Source organism: Bacillus paranthracis (assembly GCF_024296885.1).
GTDB lineage: Bacteria > Bacillota > Bacilli > Bacillales > Bacillaceae_G > Bacillus_A > Bacillus_A paranthracis.
In genome coordinates, this window is the sequence record NZ_CP101135.1 from 12,501 (window position 1) to 27,500 (window position 15,000).

The 15,000-nt window shown below is 38.7% G+C and carries 14 protein-coding genes, 1 tRNA gene, 2 rRNA genes, 1 other RNA gene and 1 other annotated feature (2 of these 19 running past the window's edge); of the genes, 14 read left to right on the top strand and 4 right to left on the bottom strand.

The window, feature by feature from the left end; genetic code table 11:
* Window positions 1-1,250: ribosomal RNA gene (locus NLJ82_RS00050) — 23S ribosomal RNA — on the top strand (it extends 1,673 nt beyond the left edge of the window).
* Window positions 1,251-1,300: 50 nt separating this feature from the next.
* Window positions 1,301-1,416, top strand: a 5S ribosomal RNA gene (rrf, locus tag NLJ82_RS00055).
* 35 nt (window positions 1,417-1,451) lie between these two features.
* On the opposite strand, the gene NLJ82_RS00060 is transcribed toward rrf, so the two are convergent.
* The gene (locus NLJ82_RS00060; protein ID WP_000554276.1) at window positions 1,452-2,453 is read right to left on the bottom strand and encodes a YaaC family protein; all 1,002 of its coding nucleotides are present in this window, start codon (window positions 2,451-2,453) and stop codon (window positions 1,452-1,454) included.
* 115 nt (window positions 2,454-2,568) lie between these two features.
* On the opposite strand from NLJ82_RS00060, the gene guaB reads away from it, so the two are divergent.
* The 7 genes from guaB (at window position 2,569) to NLJ82_RS00095 (ending at window position 9,521) form a co-directional block, all read left to right on the top strand.
* Window positions 2,569-4,032, top strand: a complete 1,464-nt coding sequence (gene guaB, locus NLJ82_RS00065) for an IMP dehydrogenase (RefSeq protein WP_000264077.1) — start codon at window positions 2,569-2,571, stop codon at window positions 4,030-4,032.
* Between the two features lie 113 nt (window positions 4,033-4,145).
* On the top strand, window positions 4,146-5,453 hold the full coding sequence (gene dacA, locus NLJ82_RS00070; RefSeq protein ID WP_012644137.1) for a D-alanyl-D-alanine carboxypeptidase DacA: 1,308 nt from the start codon (window positions 4,146-4,148) through the stop codon (window positions 5,451-5,453).
* 161 nt (window positions 5,454-5,614) lie between these two features.
* Complete coding sequence (pdxS, locus tag NLJ82_RS00075) at window positions 5,615-6,502, top strand: pyridoxal 5'-phosphate synthase lyase subunit PdxS (RefSeq protein ID WP_000186160.1); 888 nt, start codon at window positions 5,615-5,617, stop codon at window positions 6,500-6,502.
* An 18-nt stretch (window positions 6,503-6,520) separates the two neighbouring features.
* Entirely contained in the window at window positions 6,521-7,111 is a 591-nt protein-coding gene (gene pdxT, locus NLJ82_RS00080) for a pyridoxal 5'-phosphate synthase glutaminase subunit PdxT (protein ID WP_000238781.1), read from the top strand.
* 54 nt (window positions 7,112-7,165) lie between these two features.
* Window positions 7,166-7,387: a binding site (T-box leader), on the top strand.
* A gap of 51 nt (window positions 7,388-7,438) precedes the next feature.
* On the top strand, window positions 7,439-8,713 hold the full coding sequence (gene serS / locus NLJ82_RS00085) for a serine--tRNA ligase (protein ID WP_000884180.1): 1,275 nt from the start codon (window positions 7,439-7,441) through the stop codon (window positions 8,711-8,713).
* A gap of 156 nt (window positions 8,714-8,869) precedes the next feature.
* Window positions 8,870-8,962, top strand: a tRNA-Ser gene (locus tag NLJ82_RS00090).
* 166 nt (window positions 8,963-9,128) lie between these two features.
* Window positions 9,129-9,521, top strand: a complete 393-nt coding sequence (locus NLJ82_RS00095) for a sigma factor-like helix-turn-helix DNA-binding protein (protein ID WP_000364209.1) — start codon at window positions 9,129-9,131, stop codon at window positions 9,519-9,521.
* Between the two features lie 35 nt (window positions 9,522-9,556).
* Here NLJ82_RS00095 and NLJ82_RS00100 read toward each other — a convergent pair whose 3' ends face one another.
* The 3 genes from NLJ82_RS00100 to NLJ82_RS00110 form a co-directional block, all read right to left on the bottom strand.
* Entirely contained in the window at window positions 9,557-10,225 is a 669-nt protein-coding gene (locus NLJ82_RS00100) for a deoxynucleoside kinase (protein WP_001053585.1), read from the bottom strand.
* A gap of 2 nt (window positions 10,226-10,227) precedes the next feature.
* Window positions 10,228-10,863 (bottom strand): deoxynucleoside kinase, encoded by a 636-nt coding sequence (locus NLJ82_RS00105; RefSeq protein WP_000148224.1) that lies wholly within the window; start codon window positions 10,861-10,863, stop codon window positions 10,228-10,230.
* Between the two features lie 125 nt (window positions 10,864-10,988).
* Window positions 10,989-11,528, bottom strand: coding sequence for a cysteine hydrolase family protein (locus NLJ82_RS00110; protein ID WP_000798732.1), 540 nt, complete (start codon window positions 11,526-11,528; stop codon window positions 10,989-10,991).
* Window positions 11,529-11,635: 107 nt separating this feature from the next.
* On the opposite strand from NLJ82_RS00110, the gene tadA reads away from it, so the two are divergent.
* From tadA to recR, 5 genes are all read left to right on the top strand, one after another.
* On the top strand, window positions 11,636-12,136 hold the full coding sequence (tadA, locus tag NLJ82_RS00115; protein ID WP_000439014.1) for a tRNA adenosine(34) deaminase TadA: 501 nt from the start codon (window positions 11,636-11,638) through the stop codon (window positions 12,134-12,136).
* A 79-nt stretch (window positions 12,137-12,215) separates the two neighbouring features.
* Window positions 12,216-12,480, top strand: an RNA gene (gene ffs / locus NLJ82_RS00120) — signal recognition particle sRNA large type.
* Between the two features lie 132 nt (window positions 12,481-12,612).
* Window positions 12,613-14,301 carry a DNA polymerase III subunit gamma/tau gene (gene dnaX, locus NLJ82_RS00125; protein WP_000121556.1) on the top strand — a complete coding sequence of 563 codons (1,689 nt, stop codon included), beginning with the start codon at window positions 12,613-12,615 and terminating at the stop codon, window positions 14,299-14,301.
* A gap of 25 nt (window positions 14,302-14,326) precedes the next feature.
* Window positions 14,327-14,653 (top strand): YbaB/EbfC family nucleoid-associated protein, encoded by a 327-nt coding sequence (locus NLJ82_RS00130; protein ID WP_001996460.1) that lies wholly within the window; start codon window positions 14,327-14,329, stop codon window positions 14,651-14,653.
* 14 nt (window positions 14,654-14,667) lie between these two features.
* Window positions 14,668-15,000: the 5' portion of a recombination protein RecR gene (recR, locus tag NLJ82_RS00135; protein WP_000559169.1), read on the top strand. 264 nt of this gene lie beyond the right edge of the window; 333 of the gene's 597 nt are visible here — the first part of the coding sequence; its start codon is at window positions 14,668-14,670; the stop codon falls past the right edge of the window.

Here is a 15,000-nt window from a genome sequence, read left to right on the forward strand (position 1 = left end):
GGCGAGGAGAGAATCCTAAGGTGTGCGAGAGAACTCTGGTTAAGGAACTCGGCAAAATGACCCCGTAACTTCGGGAGAAGGGGTGCTTTCTTAACGGAAAGCCGCAGTGAATAGGCCCAAGCGACTGTTTAGCAAAAACACAGCTCTCTGCGAAGCCGTAAGGCGAAGTATAGGGGGTGACACCTGCCCGGTGCTGGAAGGTTAAGGAGAGGGGTTAGCGTAAGCGAAGCTCTGAACTGAAGCCCCAGTAAACGGCGGCCGTAACTATAACGGTCCTAAGGTAGCGAAATTCCTTGTCGGGTAAGTTCCGACCCGCACGAAAGGTGTAACGATTTGGGCACTGTCTCAACCAGAGACTCGGTGAAATTATAGTACCTGTGAAGATGCAGGTTACCCGCGACAGGACGGAAAGACCCCGTGGAGCTTTACTGTAGCCTGATATTGAATTTTGGTACAGTTTGTACAGGATAGGCGGGAGCCTTTGAAACCGGAGCGCTAGCTTCGGTGGAGGCGCTGGTGGGATACCGCCCTGACTGTATTGAAATTCTAACCTACGGGTCTTATCGACCCGGGAGACAGTGTCAGGTGGGCAGTTTGACTGGGGCGGTCGCCTCCTAAAGTGTAACGGAGGCGCCCAAAGGTTCCCTCAGAATGGTTGGAAATCATTCGTAGAGTGCAAAGGCATAAGGGAGCTTGACTGCGAGACCTACAAGTCGAGCAGGGACGAAAGTCGGGCTTAGTGATCCGGTGGTTCCGCATGGAAGGGCCATCGCTCAACGGATAAAAGCTACCCCGGGGATAACAGGCTTATCTCCCCCAAGAGTCCACATCGACGGGGAGGTTTGGCACCTCGATGTCGGCTCATCGCATCCTGGGGCTGTAGTCGGTCCCAAGGGTTGGGCTGTTCGCCCATTAAAGCGGTACGCGAGCTGGGTTCAGAACGTCGTGAGACAGTTCGGTCCCTATCCGTCGTGGGCGTAGGAAATTTGAGAGGAGCTGTCCTTAGTACGAGAGGACCGGGATGGACGCACCGCTGGTGTACCAGTTGTTCTGCCAAGGGCATAGCTGGGTAGCTATGTGCGGAAGGGATAAGTGCTGAAAGCATCTAAGCATGAAGCCCCCCTCAAGATGAGATTTCCCATAGCGTAAGCTAGTAAGATCCCTGAAAGATGATCAGGTTGATAGGTTCGAGGTGGAAGCATGGTGACATGTGGAGCTGACGAATACTAATAGATCGAGGACTTAACCATATAATATGTAGCAAATGTTATCTAGTTTTGAAGGAATATGCCTTCAATAGTTTGGTGATGATGGCAGAGAGGTCACACCCGTTCCCATACCGAACACGGAAGTTAAGCTCTCTAGCGCCGATGGTAGTTGGGACCTTGTCCCTGTGAGAGTAGGACGTCGCCAAGCAACTAAAAACACAAGTCTTTTGACTTGTGTTTTTTTTATTTCCCATGAAATAGGCTCGGTTCTGCTAGTAAAAAATTCGAAATGTAGTAAGGAATTTTTTGAGCCGAAATAGTAAGAAATTGATAAATAAATGGGTAATCTTCAGAGCCATAGCTTCCAAGTAAATCATACCACCAATCTGTTTCATATCTAGAAATCATACTTAAATTGTAGAGCAATAAATAGTGAACAAGAAGTTCAGGTAATACGGGTTTAGGATTTCTAGGGTCAGTTGTAAGTGGTAAGTAATAAGTATCAGCGAGGTATTCGTAGTATAAAGGCGTACTATATATAGGATTCCACGATTGAATAGGAGCTGTAAAAAGCAAATTGGAGGCGCTCGTTTTCCCAGTAACATGTTGCACGGATAAGTGCTTACAAATTGATTCAATATAACGTGAAAATCTTTCTGAAGTCATATGAAGTCGATCTAGTATATTGACTGAAAAGGAAAGTTCATTTGCATTTGTTGAATCAATTTTATACAAAGTGGCACCTCGTTGACTATAGCGAAATAAGTTTTGTAATTCAGGAATATTCCCCATTAAATCCAACATGCTAAACTTCTCTGATTCTAAGTGTTTCATGTGAAACAGTTGTTCTGCCACATGAGTAAATAATCCATTTTTTTGTACCTTTACCTCATCTTCTAAAAATTGATATCCCTGTTTTTTCCGCTTACGAGTCGTAACACCATGAGCTAAAACAGTAGTGGATTCAGGATAGTTCGGATCAATAGTTAATAAGCATGCTTTAAAAAGTTGGCTCATTCCATAAAACAATAACATTGGCTGAATTGAAAAGGGAGCTACCTTATATAATTCATAATAATTTTTCCCATGTTCTAAGTAATAAATAAAGGGATAACAATTTTCAAAACTTTTTTTTTCAGCATTTTGTATGGAGGATTTTTCATAACAACGGGCAAGATAACGTTGTACATTTTGAGATGAAAAGAAGAAACTTAATTGCTGCCAAGTACAATGTGTTTGATGCATATATTACGCTCCTTTTATTGTCTAAAAATTCTAACATATATATACGTCCTTGACAGTATTTTAACCAATTGATAAGCTACTAATAATAATTTCTGGTATCATGGGGGGAACAATTATGTGGGAATCTAAATTTGTTAAAGAAGGTTTGACTTTTGATGACGTATTACTTGTACCAGCAAAGTCAGATGTACTACCAAGAGAAGTAAGTGTTAAAACAGTTTTATCTGAAAGCTTACAGTTAAACATCCCGTTAATTAGTGCAGGAATGGATACAGTAACAGAAGCGGATATGGCTATTGCAATGGCTCGTCAAGGCGGTTTAGGAATTATTCATAAAAATATGTCTATTGAACAACAAGCCGAGCAGGTTGATAAAGTAAAACGTTCTGAAAGTGGTGTTATTTCAGATCCTTTCTTTTTAACTCCAGAACATCAAGTGTATGATGCAGAGCACCTTATGGGGAAATATCGTATCTCAGGTGTACCGGTTGTAAATAATTTAGACGAGCGAAAATTAGTTGGTATTATTACAAACCGTGATATGCGTTTTATCCAAGACTACTCAATCAAAATTTCCGACGTAATGACAAAAGAACAGCTAATTACAGCTCCAGTTGGTACAACGCTAGATGAGGCTGAAAAGATCCTACAAAAGTATAAAATTGAAAAACTCCCTCTTGTTGATAACAACGGTGTATTACAAGGGCTTATTACAATAAAAGATATTGAAAAAGTAATTGAATTCCCAAATTCTGCGAAGGATAAGCAAGGGCGCTTATTAGTTGGAGCAGCAGTTGGTGTAACGGCTGATGCTATGACTCGCATTGACGCATTAGTAAAAGCTAGCGTAGATGCAATCGTACTTGATACAGCCCATGGACATTCTCAAGGCGTTATTGATAAAGTAAAAGAAGTTCGTGCAAAGTATCCATCATTAAATATTATCGCTGGAAATGTTGCTACTGCTGAAGCAACAGGAGCATTAATTGAAGCAGGGGCAAACGTAGTTAAAGTTGGTATTGGACCAGGCTCTATCTGTACAACACGTGTTGTAGCTGGGGTTGGTGTACCACAATTAACAGCGGTTTATGATTGTGCAACAGAAGCTCGTAAACACGGTATCCCAGTTATCGCTGACGGTGGTATTAAGTACTCTGGTGATATGGTTAAAGCTTTAGCAGCAGGAGCACATGTTGTTATGCTAGGTAGTATGTTTGCTGGTGTTGCTGAAAGTCCTGGTGAAACTGAAATTTATCAAGGTCGCCAATTTAAAGTATATCGTGGTATGGGTTCTGTCGGAGCGATGGAAAAAGGAAGTAAAGATCGTTATTTCCAAGAAGGAAATAAAAAACTTGTTCCAGAAGGTATTGAAGGACGAGTACCATATAAAGGACCTTTAGCAGATACAGTTCATCAATTAGTTGGTGGATTACGTGCAGGTATGGGATATTGCGGAGCACAAGATTTAGAATTCTTACGTGAGAATGCACAATTTGTTCGTATGTCAGGTGCTGGTTTACTTGAAAGTCATCCTCATCACGTACAAATTACAAAAGAGGCTCCAAACTACTCATTATAATGTCTTATATATAAATAGACGGAGATTTTATATCTCTGTCTATTTTTTTTTGATTATGTTAGAATAACGGTTATGTGAGTACATAGATATTGGGGGTAGCAAAAGTGAAAGGTATGTTTTGCAAAAGATTCATTGCACTAGTAACAATGCTTACACTAGCTTGTAGTATGTTGTTACCATATAGCAATGCATCAGCTGAAACAGGAGCCGCTTTAAATATTGAAGCAGGTGCGGCAATTTTAGTTGAAGCGAATTCTGGAAAAATTGTATATCAAAAGAATGCAGATGAATTATTATCCATTGCTAGTATGACGAAGATGATGAGTGAGTATTTAGTTCACGAAGCAGTGGATAAAGGAAAGCTTAAGTGGGATCAGAAAATTAAGGTTTCTGAATATGCGTATAAAGTTTCACAGGATGCTTCATTGTCAAATGTGGCATTAGAAAATGGCGGCTCTTACACAGTAAAAGAGTTATACGAGGCAATGGCAATCTTCTCTGCAAATGGTGCAACGATTGCATTAGCAGAAGCAATTGCAGGTAAAGAAGTAGATTTCGTAAAAATGATGAATGATAAATCGAAAGAACTAGGGTTGAAAAATTATAAATTTGTCAATTCTACAGGTTTAACGAATAAAGATTTAAAGGGAATGCATCCAGAAGGAACAACAGCGGATGAAGAAAATAAAATGTCTGCAAAGGATGTTGCAACTTTAGCACAACATTTAATTAAAGATTATCCAAAAGTGTTAGATACAGCAAAAATCCCGAAAAAAGAATTCCGTCCAGAAAAAGAGAAGTTTGCAATGTCGAACTGGAACTGGATGTTAAAGGGCTTAGTTAAAGAATATGATGGCGTAGATGGCCTAAAAACAGGCTCAACTCCAGAAGCGGGAGATTGCTTCACTGGTACGGTTGAAAGAAACGGTATGCGTTTTATTTCTGTAGTGATTAAAACAAGTTCTCATACAGCACGTTTTGATGAAACAAAGAAGCTATATGATTATGGATTTGCTAACTTTGAAATGAAACAAATGTATAAAAAAGGTTCTTCAGTAAAAGGACAAGAAACAGTACGAGTAGAAAATGCAAAAGACAAAGATGTAGCAGTTCAAACGAAACAAGCCATTTCACTTCCAGTACCAAAAGGAAGTAAAGATGTTTATAAAACAGAATTAAAAGAATCAAGTAAGGGACAAGAGGCACCTATTAAAAAGGGAGCTGCGCTTGGTCAAATGGTAATTACGCCAAAAGATACAAACGATCCTGGATTTTTAACTGGTAAGTCGTTGCAAGTGGATCTTGTAACAACAGCTGAAGTAGAAGAAGCAAACTGGTTTACTCGTGCTATGCGCGGAATTGGTTCTTTCTTTAGTGGTATATGGAATAGTGCTGTTGATACAGTAAAAGGTTGGTTTTAAAAGCTCCTCATTGTAGGGGCTTTTTTTTATTCCTATTTTTCATACCGACTTTATGAAAAAGTAGTAGACAAGCATCTGATAGTTAGTGGTAGAATGTAAGAGTATTCTTAATTTTCGCCTTTAACGGGGAAAAGCAATTCACCTAGGGGGGTTTTTGTAACATGACAAATGTAACAGGGACAGAACGTGTAAAACGTGGAATGGCAGAAATGCAAAAAGGCGGCGTTATTATGGACGTAATTAACGCTGAACAAGCAAAAATTGCAGAAGAGGCAGGCGCAGTTGCCGTTATGGCATTAGAGCGTGTACCAGCAGATATTCGTGCAGCAGGTGGCGTTTCTCGTATGGCAGACCCAACAATTGTTGAAGAAGTTATGGGTGCAGTGTCAATTCCGGTTATGGCAAAATGCCGTATCGGTCACCTTGTAGAAGCACGTGTATTAGAATCATTAGGGGTAGACTATATCGATGAGAGTGAAGTATTAACTCCAGCAGATGAAGTATACCATTTAAATAAACGTGATTACACAGTTCCATTTGTATGTGGTTGCCGTGATATCGGAGAAGCTGCACGTCGTATTGCAGAAGGTGCATCTATGCTTCGTACAAAAGGCGAACCAGGAACAGGAAACATTGTAGAGGCAGTGCGTCATATGCGTCAAGTCAATGCAGAAATCCGTCAAGTTGCAAGTCTACGTGAAGATGAGTTAATGACATATGCAAAAAATACTGGTGCTCCTTATGAAGTACTACGTGAAATTAAACGCCTTGGTCGTTTGCCGGTTGTAAACTTTGCAGCAGGTGGTGTAGCAACACCAGCAGATGCAGCGTTAATGATGCAACTTGGTGCGGATGGTGTATTTGTTGGATCTGGTATCTTTAAATCAGAGAATCCAGCGAAATTTGCACGTGCAATCGTTGAAGCGACAACTCATTATGAGGATTACGAGTTAATTGCAAGCCTTTCTAAAGGACTAGGTAATGCGATGAAAGGTATTGAAATTTCAACGTTACTACCAGAGCAACGCATGCAAGAGCGTGGATGGTAATTGAAGGAGAACTTTAAAATGGTGAAAATCGGTGTACTAGGTCTTCAAGGTGCAGTTCGTGAACATGTAAAATCAGTTGAAGCAAGTGGTGCAGAAGCTGTTGTTGTAAAGCGTATAGAACAACTTGAAGAGATTGATGGTCTTATTTTACCAGGCGGTGAAAGTACAACTATGCGCCGTCTTATTGATAAGTATGCTTTCATGGAACCACTTCGTACATTCGCGAAGTCTGGTAAACCAATGTTTGGTACATGTGCAGGAATGATTCTTCTTGCAAAAACACTTATTGGCTATGACGAAGCACATATTGGTGCTATGGATATTACAGTTGAACGTAACGCGTTTGGACGTCAAAAAGATAGCTTTGAAGCTGCACTTTCTATTAAAGGTGTGGGAGAAGATTTTGTTGGCGTATTTATTCGTGCCCCGTATGTTGTAAATGTAGCGGATAATGTTGAGGTACTTTCTACACATGGTGATCGAATGGTAGCGGTAAGGCAAGGGCCGTTTTTAGCTGCTTCTTTCCATCCGGAATTAACGGATGACCATCGTGTAACAGCATACTTTGTAGAAATGGTAAAAGAAGCGAAAATGAAAAAAGTTGTATAAGTAACTTGCAACTTGTATAAGATTATAGTAAATTGATGGTAACAATTTTATAAAATAAGCGTGTTGATAGGAAGTAGTAACAAATGTCGTTTCTTATAGAGAGTCGATGGTTGGTGGAAATCGATAGAAACAGTTTGTGAATCCATCCTGGAATGGAATGTGGAATATCTTTATGATTAGTAAACATTCCCGGTGAAGAGCCGTTATTTCTACTTGAGAGGAAAGCGGTAATGCTTTCAACTAGGGTGGCAACGCGGGTTAACTCCCGTCCCTTTATATAGGGACGGGAGTTTTTTGTGTTTTATAAAATAAAAGGAGGAGTATATAATGCTTGATATTAAATTTTTACGTACAAATTTTGAAGAAGTAAAAGCTAAGTTACAGCATAGAGGCGAAGATTTAACTGATTTTGGTCGCTTTGAAGAATTAGATACGAGAAGAAGAGAACTACTTGTTCAAACAGAGGAACTAAAAAGTAAACGTAACGAAGTATCTCAACAAATCTCTGTATTGAAGCGCGAAAAGAAAGATGCAGAAGCTCTAATTTTAGAAATGCGTGAAGTTGGAGAAAAAGTAAAAGATCTTGATAACGAACTTCGTACAGTTGAAGAAGATCTAGAAAGATTGATGCTATCTATTCCAAATATTCCTCACGAATCTGCTCCAGTTGGTGAAACAGAGGATGATAATGTAGTAGCTCGCACTTGGGGAGAAGTAAAGGAATTTGCTTTTGAACCAAAACCACATTGGGATCTTGCTACAGATTTAGGAATTCTAGATTTTGAACGTGCTGGAAAAGTAACAGGAAGCCGCTTCGTATTCTACAAAGGTGCTGGCGCAAGATTAGAGCGTGCTTTAATTAGCTTTATGCTTGATCTTCATACTGATGAGCATGGATATGAAGAAGTATTACCTCCTTATATGGTAAACCGTGCAAGCATGACAGGGACAGGACAACTTCCGAAGTTTGAAGAAGATGCATTCCGTATTGAAAGTGAAGACTACTTCTTAATTCCAACAGCTGAAGTACCTGTAACAAATATGCACCGTGATGAGATCTTAAATAAAGATCAATTGCCTATAAGATATGCTGCATTTAGCTCTTGTTTCCGTTCTGAAGCAGGTTCAGCCGGCCGTGATACACGTGGTTTAATTCGTCAGCATCAGTTCAATAAAGTAGAGCTTGTGAAGTTCGTAAAACCAGAAGATTCTTATGAAGAGTTAGAAAAACTAACAAATGATGCAGAACGCGTGTTACAATTATTAGAGTTGCCATATCGCGTTATGAGCATGTGCACAGGCGATTTAGGATTTACAGCAGCGAAGAAATACGATATCGAAGTATGGATTCCAAGCTATGGCACATATCGTGAAATCTCTTCTTGTAGTAATTTCGAGGCTTTCCAAGCGAGACGTGCAAACATTCGTTTCCGTCGTGAACCAAACGGCAAACCAGAACATGTTCATACATTAAATGGATCTGGTCTTGCAATTGGACGTACGGTGGCAGCTATTTTAGAGAACTACCAACAAGAAGATGGTACAATTATAATTCCAGAAGTTCTTCGCCCTTATATGGGAGGAAAAACAGTTATTAAGTAAATTTATAAACATTCATCGGTATGAGTGATTGGTAATTATGAGCGTTGTCAGTACTATAATGTAGGAGAGGGAAAGTAAAATTTTCCTTTCCTCATAATTTATTTTAGTAGGGTTGACTAACTGTTTTTCTTTTGATATTATATTTGATGTCAATATGGAGGTATACCCAAGTCTGGCTGAAGGGATCGGTCTTGAAAACCGACAGGCGGCGAGAGTCGCGCGGGGGTTCGAATCCCTCTACCTCCTCCAGATATAATTGACAACAGCGCATATAAGTGGAGATTGGAGAACTCGTTACCAACACGTAACGAGTTTTTATTTTAAAACCAATCATAAAGTATGGGGTAAGGATATATTGTCCTTATTACACACTCATATTCCGATGATTATCTTCATAGATATGAAAGGAGTCAACATGGATCTTATTATACAAACGTTTCCTTTAGATGGAAAAACTTTATATTATGTACAATGTCCTGTCTGTAAGAACAATAGAATTTTAAACAGTGGTGCAAATGTATCACGCATTATTAGCGATGATACATTCCGTAAACTTTGTGGTTGCACTTGTAATGTAAAGCAAACTGCAACAAAAGTAGAGGCACCAAAAAAAGTTAAAAAAGAAGCTGTAAAGAAAGAAGCAGCTCCAAAACGTACAGGTAAAGTATTAACAGCAGTAATTAACGGGAAAGAAATGACTGTTAAAGAGATTGCTGAGGCGTACGATATTAGTACAAGTACTGTTCGTCAGCGTATTAACGCTGGAAAACCTGAGAGTGAAATTATTGCTCCAACAAAGAAGAAGTAATTTAATAGAAAAACCCGTGCGTATGCACGGGTTTTTTATTTTACAAGTTTACGTGTTTGTTTTAAAAAATGACCGATTTTTTTTATGATTGGTTCAATGGAATCGCCATCTTTTAAAATATCGTATTCATTAATGTTTAATCGTAAAACAGGGCATGAATTGAAGTTGTTAATCCAGTTTTCATAACGCCCATGCATCTCTTTCCAATACTCGATTGGTGTTTGCTGTTCCATCGGACGTCCACGTTCTTGGATACGATCAACAATATCATCGAAAGAACCTTCTAAGTAAATTAATAAATCTGGATGTGGGAAGTAAGGAGTCATGACCATAGCGTCAAATAAACCTTTATATGTTTCATAATCAGTTTCCGTCATTGTACCTTTTTCGTGATGCATTTTTGCAAAAATGCCAGTGTCTTCATAGATAGAGCGATCTTGAACAAAACCGCCACCGTATTCAAAAATTCTTTTTTGTTCTTTAAATCGTTCTGCTAAAAAATACACTTGTAAGTGAAAGCTCCAGCGTGTGAAATCAGCATAGAACTTGTCCAAATACGGATTAGAATCTACCTTTTCAAATGATGTGCGATACCCTAAAGCGTTAGCTAATGCAGTTGTCATAGTGGATTTACCGACACCTACTGTTCCAGCGATAGTGATTACTGCGTCATTTGGGATATCATATTTTTGCCTTAAATTCATTATTATTTCGACTCCTTTAAGAGAGTATTTTGAAGGGCAGATAGGATGACGTTTAAATCATCAGGATTTTTTACAAAATCCATATCGTCTCCATTAAATTTCAATACTGGGATATCTGGATGGTCTTTTTTAAAAGCATCCATTGCTGTTTCGTAATCTTTTGTGAGCTGTAGTAAGTAATTTGGATCCATATTTTTTTCGAATTCTCTTCCGCGCATTGCGATTCGCTTTTGTAATGTTTCTAAGCTAGCTGTTAAATAAACGATAACGTTTGGAACAGGCATATCTTGTGTAAGGATACGATAGATTTGCATGTACTTGTCATATTGAGAATCTTTTAATGTACGGGATGCGAAAATTACGTTTTTGAATATATGGTAGTCCGCTACTACTGGCTTCCTTTGATTCAAATACTTTATGTTAATATCTTCTAATTGTTTGTATCTATTACAAAGAAAGAACATCTCTGTTTGAAAACTCCATTCGTCGATGTCTTCATAGAACTTTCCTAAAAAGGGGTTTTCATCAACAATCTCTTTCAGTAAGTGGAGTTGCATGTGAGTTGAAATTTCCTTCGCAAGTGAAGTTTTTCCAACACCAATTGGTCCTTCAACCGTGATAAATGGTACTCCGGTCACGCTGTTTCCTCCTTTCAATCAGTGATTTACCGTGACTACTAAAAACACAAAACAGAATTATTGTAGCACAAGAGGGAAGCGAGCGGGTTAATTTGATATAAAAAGTTAGAAAATAGATATATGTATTAATTAAATTTTATTTGAGACGACGGTACTATATTTGCTTTTAATATGGTTTCCATTATTTTTAAAGCATGCAGGTTATCCTGATCATCATTAGATGCAATACAGTCCTGTGGTACATACAATGTATAATTCCTCATATGAGCATCGTTAGCTGTAAAAAGGATACATATATTCCCAGCGACTCCTGTTAATATTAGATTTTCTATTTTTAAATAGCCTAATAAAGAATTTAAAGGTGTTTCATAAAAAGCAGAGTAATGTGGTTTAATAAAAATGTAATCATCAGCATTTGGAGAGATCTGATGAATGATATTTTCACTATACTCATTTGTACAATGAGTAATCAATTGGTCAATATCAGATCTCCAAAGTTGATAATGGTCATTAATATAAATGATGGGGCAACCGAAGGATTTCATTGTTTTCTTTAATTGTAAAATAGGTTTGGTTATAATTTCGCATTTTTGGGCTAGGATGGGCCCATGTGAAAATTGAAAATCATTAATCATATCGATAATGAGTAAGGCAGTATTCTTCATATGTAATCCCCTCTCTTTTTTCTTAGGGTGGATTGAATATGTAAAAGTTATCCCATGTGTAGTAAATGGAAATAAGTGTACTTTATTTGTAATGAAAGGACTATGTTATGGAACGTGATCAAGATATTTATTTTATGCAGTTAGCAATAGAAGAGGCTAAAAAAGCAGAGGCAATACAAGAAGTACCGATTGGTGCAGTTATAGTATTAAATGGTGAAGTAATTAGTGTTGCTCATAATTTAAGGGAGACTGAACAAAGATCAATAGCTCATGCTGAGTTGTTAGCTATTGATGAGGCGTGCAAAAAATTAGGGACATGGCGCTTAGAAGATGCGACGTTATATGTAACATTAGAGCCTTGTCCGATGTGTGCAGGTGGAATTGTTTTATCACGAGTAAAGCGAGTTGTATATGGCGCAAGTGATCCGAAAGGTGGATGTGCAGGGACATTGATGAATCTGTTAACGGATGAACGCTTTAATCATCAATGTGAAGTAGTAGCTGGTGTATTAGAAGAGGAGTGCGGTACGCTATTAACGAACTTTTTTAGAGAGCTTCGTAAAAAAAGAAAAGCGATTAAAAATTTAGAGAAAAGCAAAGAGAATTAACGTATTTGCATTTTATAAAAAAACAAGTTATACTGATAGTGCCTTTAATGAAGGCAACCGAATATTGGTTTTAACTTTGCCGTGCTAAGCGGGGAGGTAGCGGTGCCCTATACTCGCAATCCGCTCTAGCGAGGCCGAATCCCTTCTCGAGGTTATGTTGCTGTAAGGCCTGCCTTAAGTAAGTGGTGTTGACGTTTGGGTCCTGCGCAACGGGACCCCGTGAACCTTGTCAGGTCCGGAAGGAAGCAGCAATAAGCGGGTCTTCTCGTGTGCCGCAGGAGTGCCTGAACCGAGCTAACTGCTTAAGTAACGCTTATGGTACGTAATCGACAGAAGGTGCACGGCAGTTATATATGTATACAAAACTCACCTTAATACTAAGGTGGGTTTTTTGTATAGAAAATAACTTTTGGAATCTATAAACAGAATGGGTTATAATAAATGAGATAATAACCTTTGAGGGAGGCCGTATTTTCGTGTCATACCAAGCGTTATACCGAACATGGAGACCGCAAAAGTTTGAAGATGTAGTCGGTCAAAAGCACGTAACAAAAACGTTGCAAAATGCCCTTCTTCAAGAGAAAGTTTCACATGCTTATTTATTTTCTGGGCCGAGGGGAACAGGAAAAACGACAATTGCAAAAGTGTTTGCAAAAGCAATTAACTGTGAACATGCTCCGGTAGCTGAACCTTGTAATGAATGCCCTTCTTGTTTGGGGATTACACAAGGATCTATTTCAGATGTATTAGAAATCGATGCGGCTTCAAATAACGGTGTAGATGAAATTCGAGATATTAGAGATAAAGTAAAATATGCTCCAAGTGCTGTAGAATATAAAGTATACATTATTGATGAAGTTCACATGCTTTCTATGGGTGCCTTCAATGCGCTTTTAAAAACGTTAGAAGAACCGCCAGGACATGTCATCTTTATTTTGGCGACAACAGAACCGCATAAGATACCGCCTACAATTATTTCGCGTTGCCAACGTTTCGAATTTCGAAAGATATCAGTAAATGATATTGTTGAGAGATTATCGACAGTTGTAAACAATGAAGGTACGCAAGTAGAAGATGAAGCGTTACAAATCGTTGCACGTGCCGCTGAAGGTGGTATGCGTGATGCGCTTAGTCTTATTGATCAGGCAATATCTTATAGTGATGAGACTGTTACGACAGAAGATGTATTAGCTGTAACAGGGTCTGTTTCTCAGCAATACTTAGGCAACTTAGTAGAATGTATACGTGAAAATGATGTATCAAGAGCATTACGTATCATAGATGAGATGATGGGTAAAGGGAAAGATCCAGTTCGCTTTATGGAAGATTTCATTTACTATTATCGTGATATGCTTTTATATCAAACTTCACCACAACTGGAACATATGTTGGAAAGAGTAATGGTAGATGAGCAATTCCGAATGTTAAGTGAAGAAATGCAACCGGAAGTAATCTATGAAATTATTCATACTCTTAGTAAGGGACAGCAGGAAATGAAGTGGACAAACCATCCGCGAATTTTCTTAGAAGTTGTTATGGTACAACTGTGTCAACAGTTCATGATGCAAGCAAATGGTGCAGATCGTTTACAAGCAATTATGAACAGGATGCAGCAATTGGAGAAAGAGTTAGAACAAGTCAAGAAGAATGGTGTGCCGGTTGGTGTGCCGCAGGAAGTTAGAGAGACGCGTGCAGCACCAAAGCCAGTACGGACAGGAAGTATGAAGATTCCTGTTGGACGCGTAAATGAAGTATTAAAGCAAGCGAAGCGTCAAGATTTAGAACAATTAAAAGCTGTATGGGGTGAGTTGTTAGGAAGGCTCAAATCATACAATAAAGTGGCGTTTGCCGTTTTGTTAGAAAATAGCGAACCAGTAGCGGCTTCGGATGATACTTACGTTTTAGCGTTCCAATATGAGATTCACTGTAAAATGGCAAGCGAAAATCGAGAGGCTATGGATACAGTGGAACAAGCTTTATTTGAACTGCTAAGTAAAAGATTAAATATGATTGCCATTCCGAAAAGTGAATGGGGTAAAATCCGTGAAGATTTTTTACAGCGTGAAGGCGGAAGTTCTGAAGAAAGTCCAGAGAAAAAAGAAGATCCTCTTATAGAGGAGGCTGTAAAATTAGTAGGGCAAGAACTCATTGAAATAAAAGAGTAATAATAATTAGGAGGAATTAATTATGATGCGTGGCGGAATGGGAAATATGAATAACATGATGAAACAAATGCAAAAGATGCAAAAGGAAATGGCAAAGGCGCAAGAAGAACTTGGCGAAAAAACAGTTGAAGGTACAGCTGGCGGCGGTATGATCACAGTTATTGCAAATGGTCATAAGCAAATTCTTGAAGTAAAAGTGAAAGAAGAAGTTGTAGATCCAGAAGATATCGAAATGTTACAAGACTTAGTGTTAGCTGCAACGAACGATGCACTTAAAAAAGCTGATGAACTTTCAAACTCTACAATGGGTAAATTTACAAAAGGCCTAAACTTACCGGGTGGAATGTTCTAGGAGGATATTGATATATGCATTATCCAGAACCAATATCAAAACTAATTGATAGTTTTATGAAGTTGCCAGGAATCGGACCGAAAACAGCGGTTCGATTGGCATTTTTCGTATTAGATATGAAAGAAGATGATGTGTTAGGTTTTGCAAAAGCACTTGTAAATGCGAAGCGAGACTTAGCATATTGTTCTGTATGTGGGCATATTACTGACCGTGACCCTTGTTATATTTGTAACGATTCACATCGAGATCAATCAGTTGTTTGTGTCGTGCAAGAACCGAAAGATGTAATCGCGATGGAAAAGATGAAAGAGTATCAAGGTGTATATCATGTGTTACGTGGTGCTATC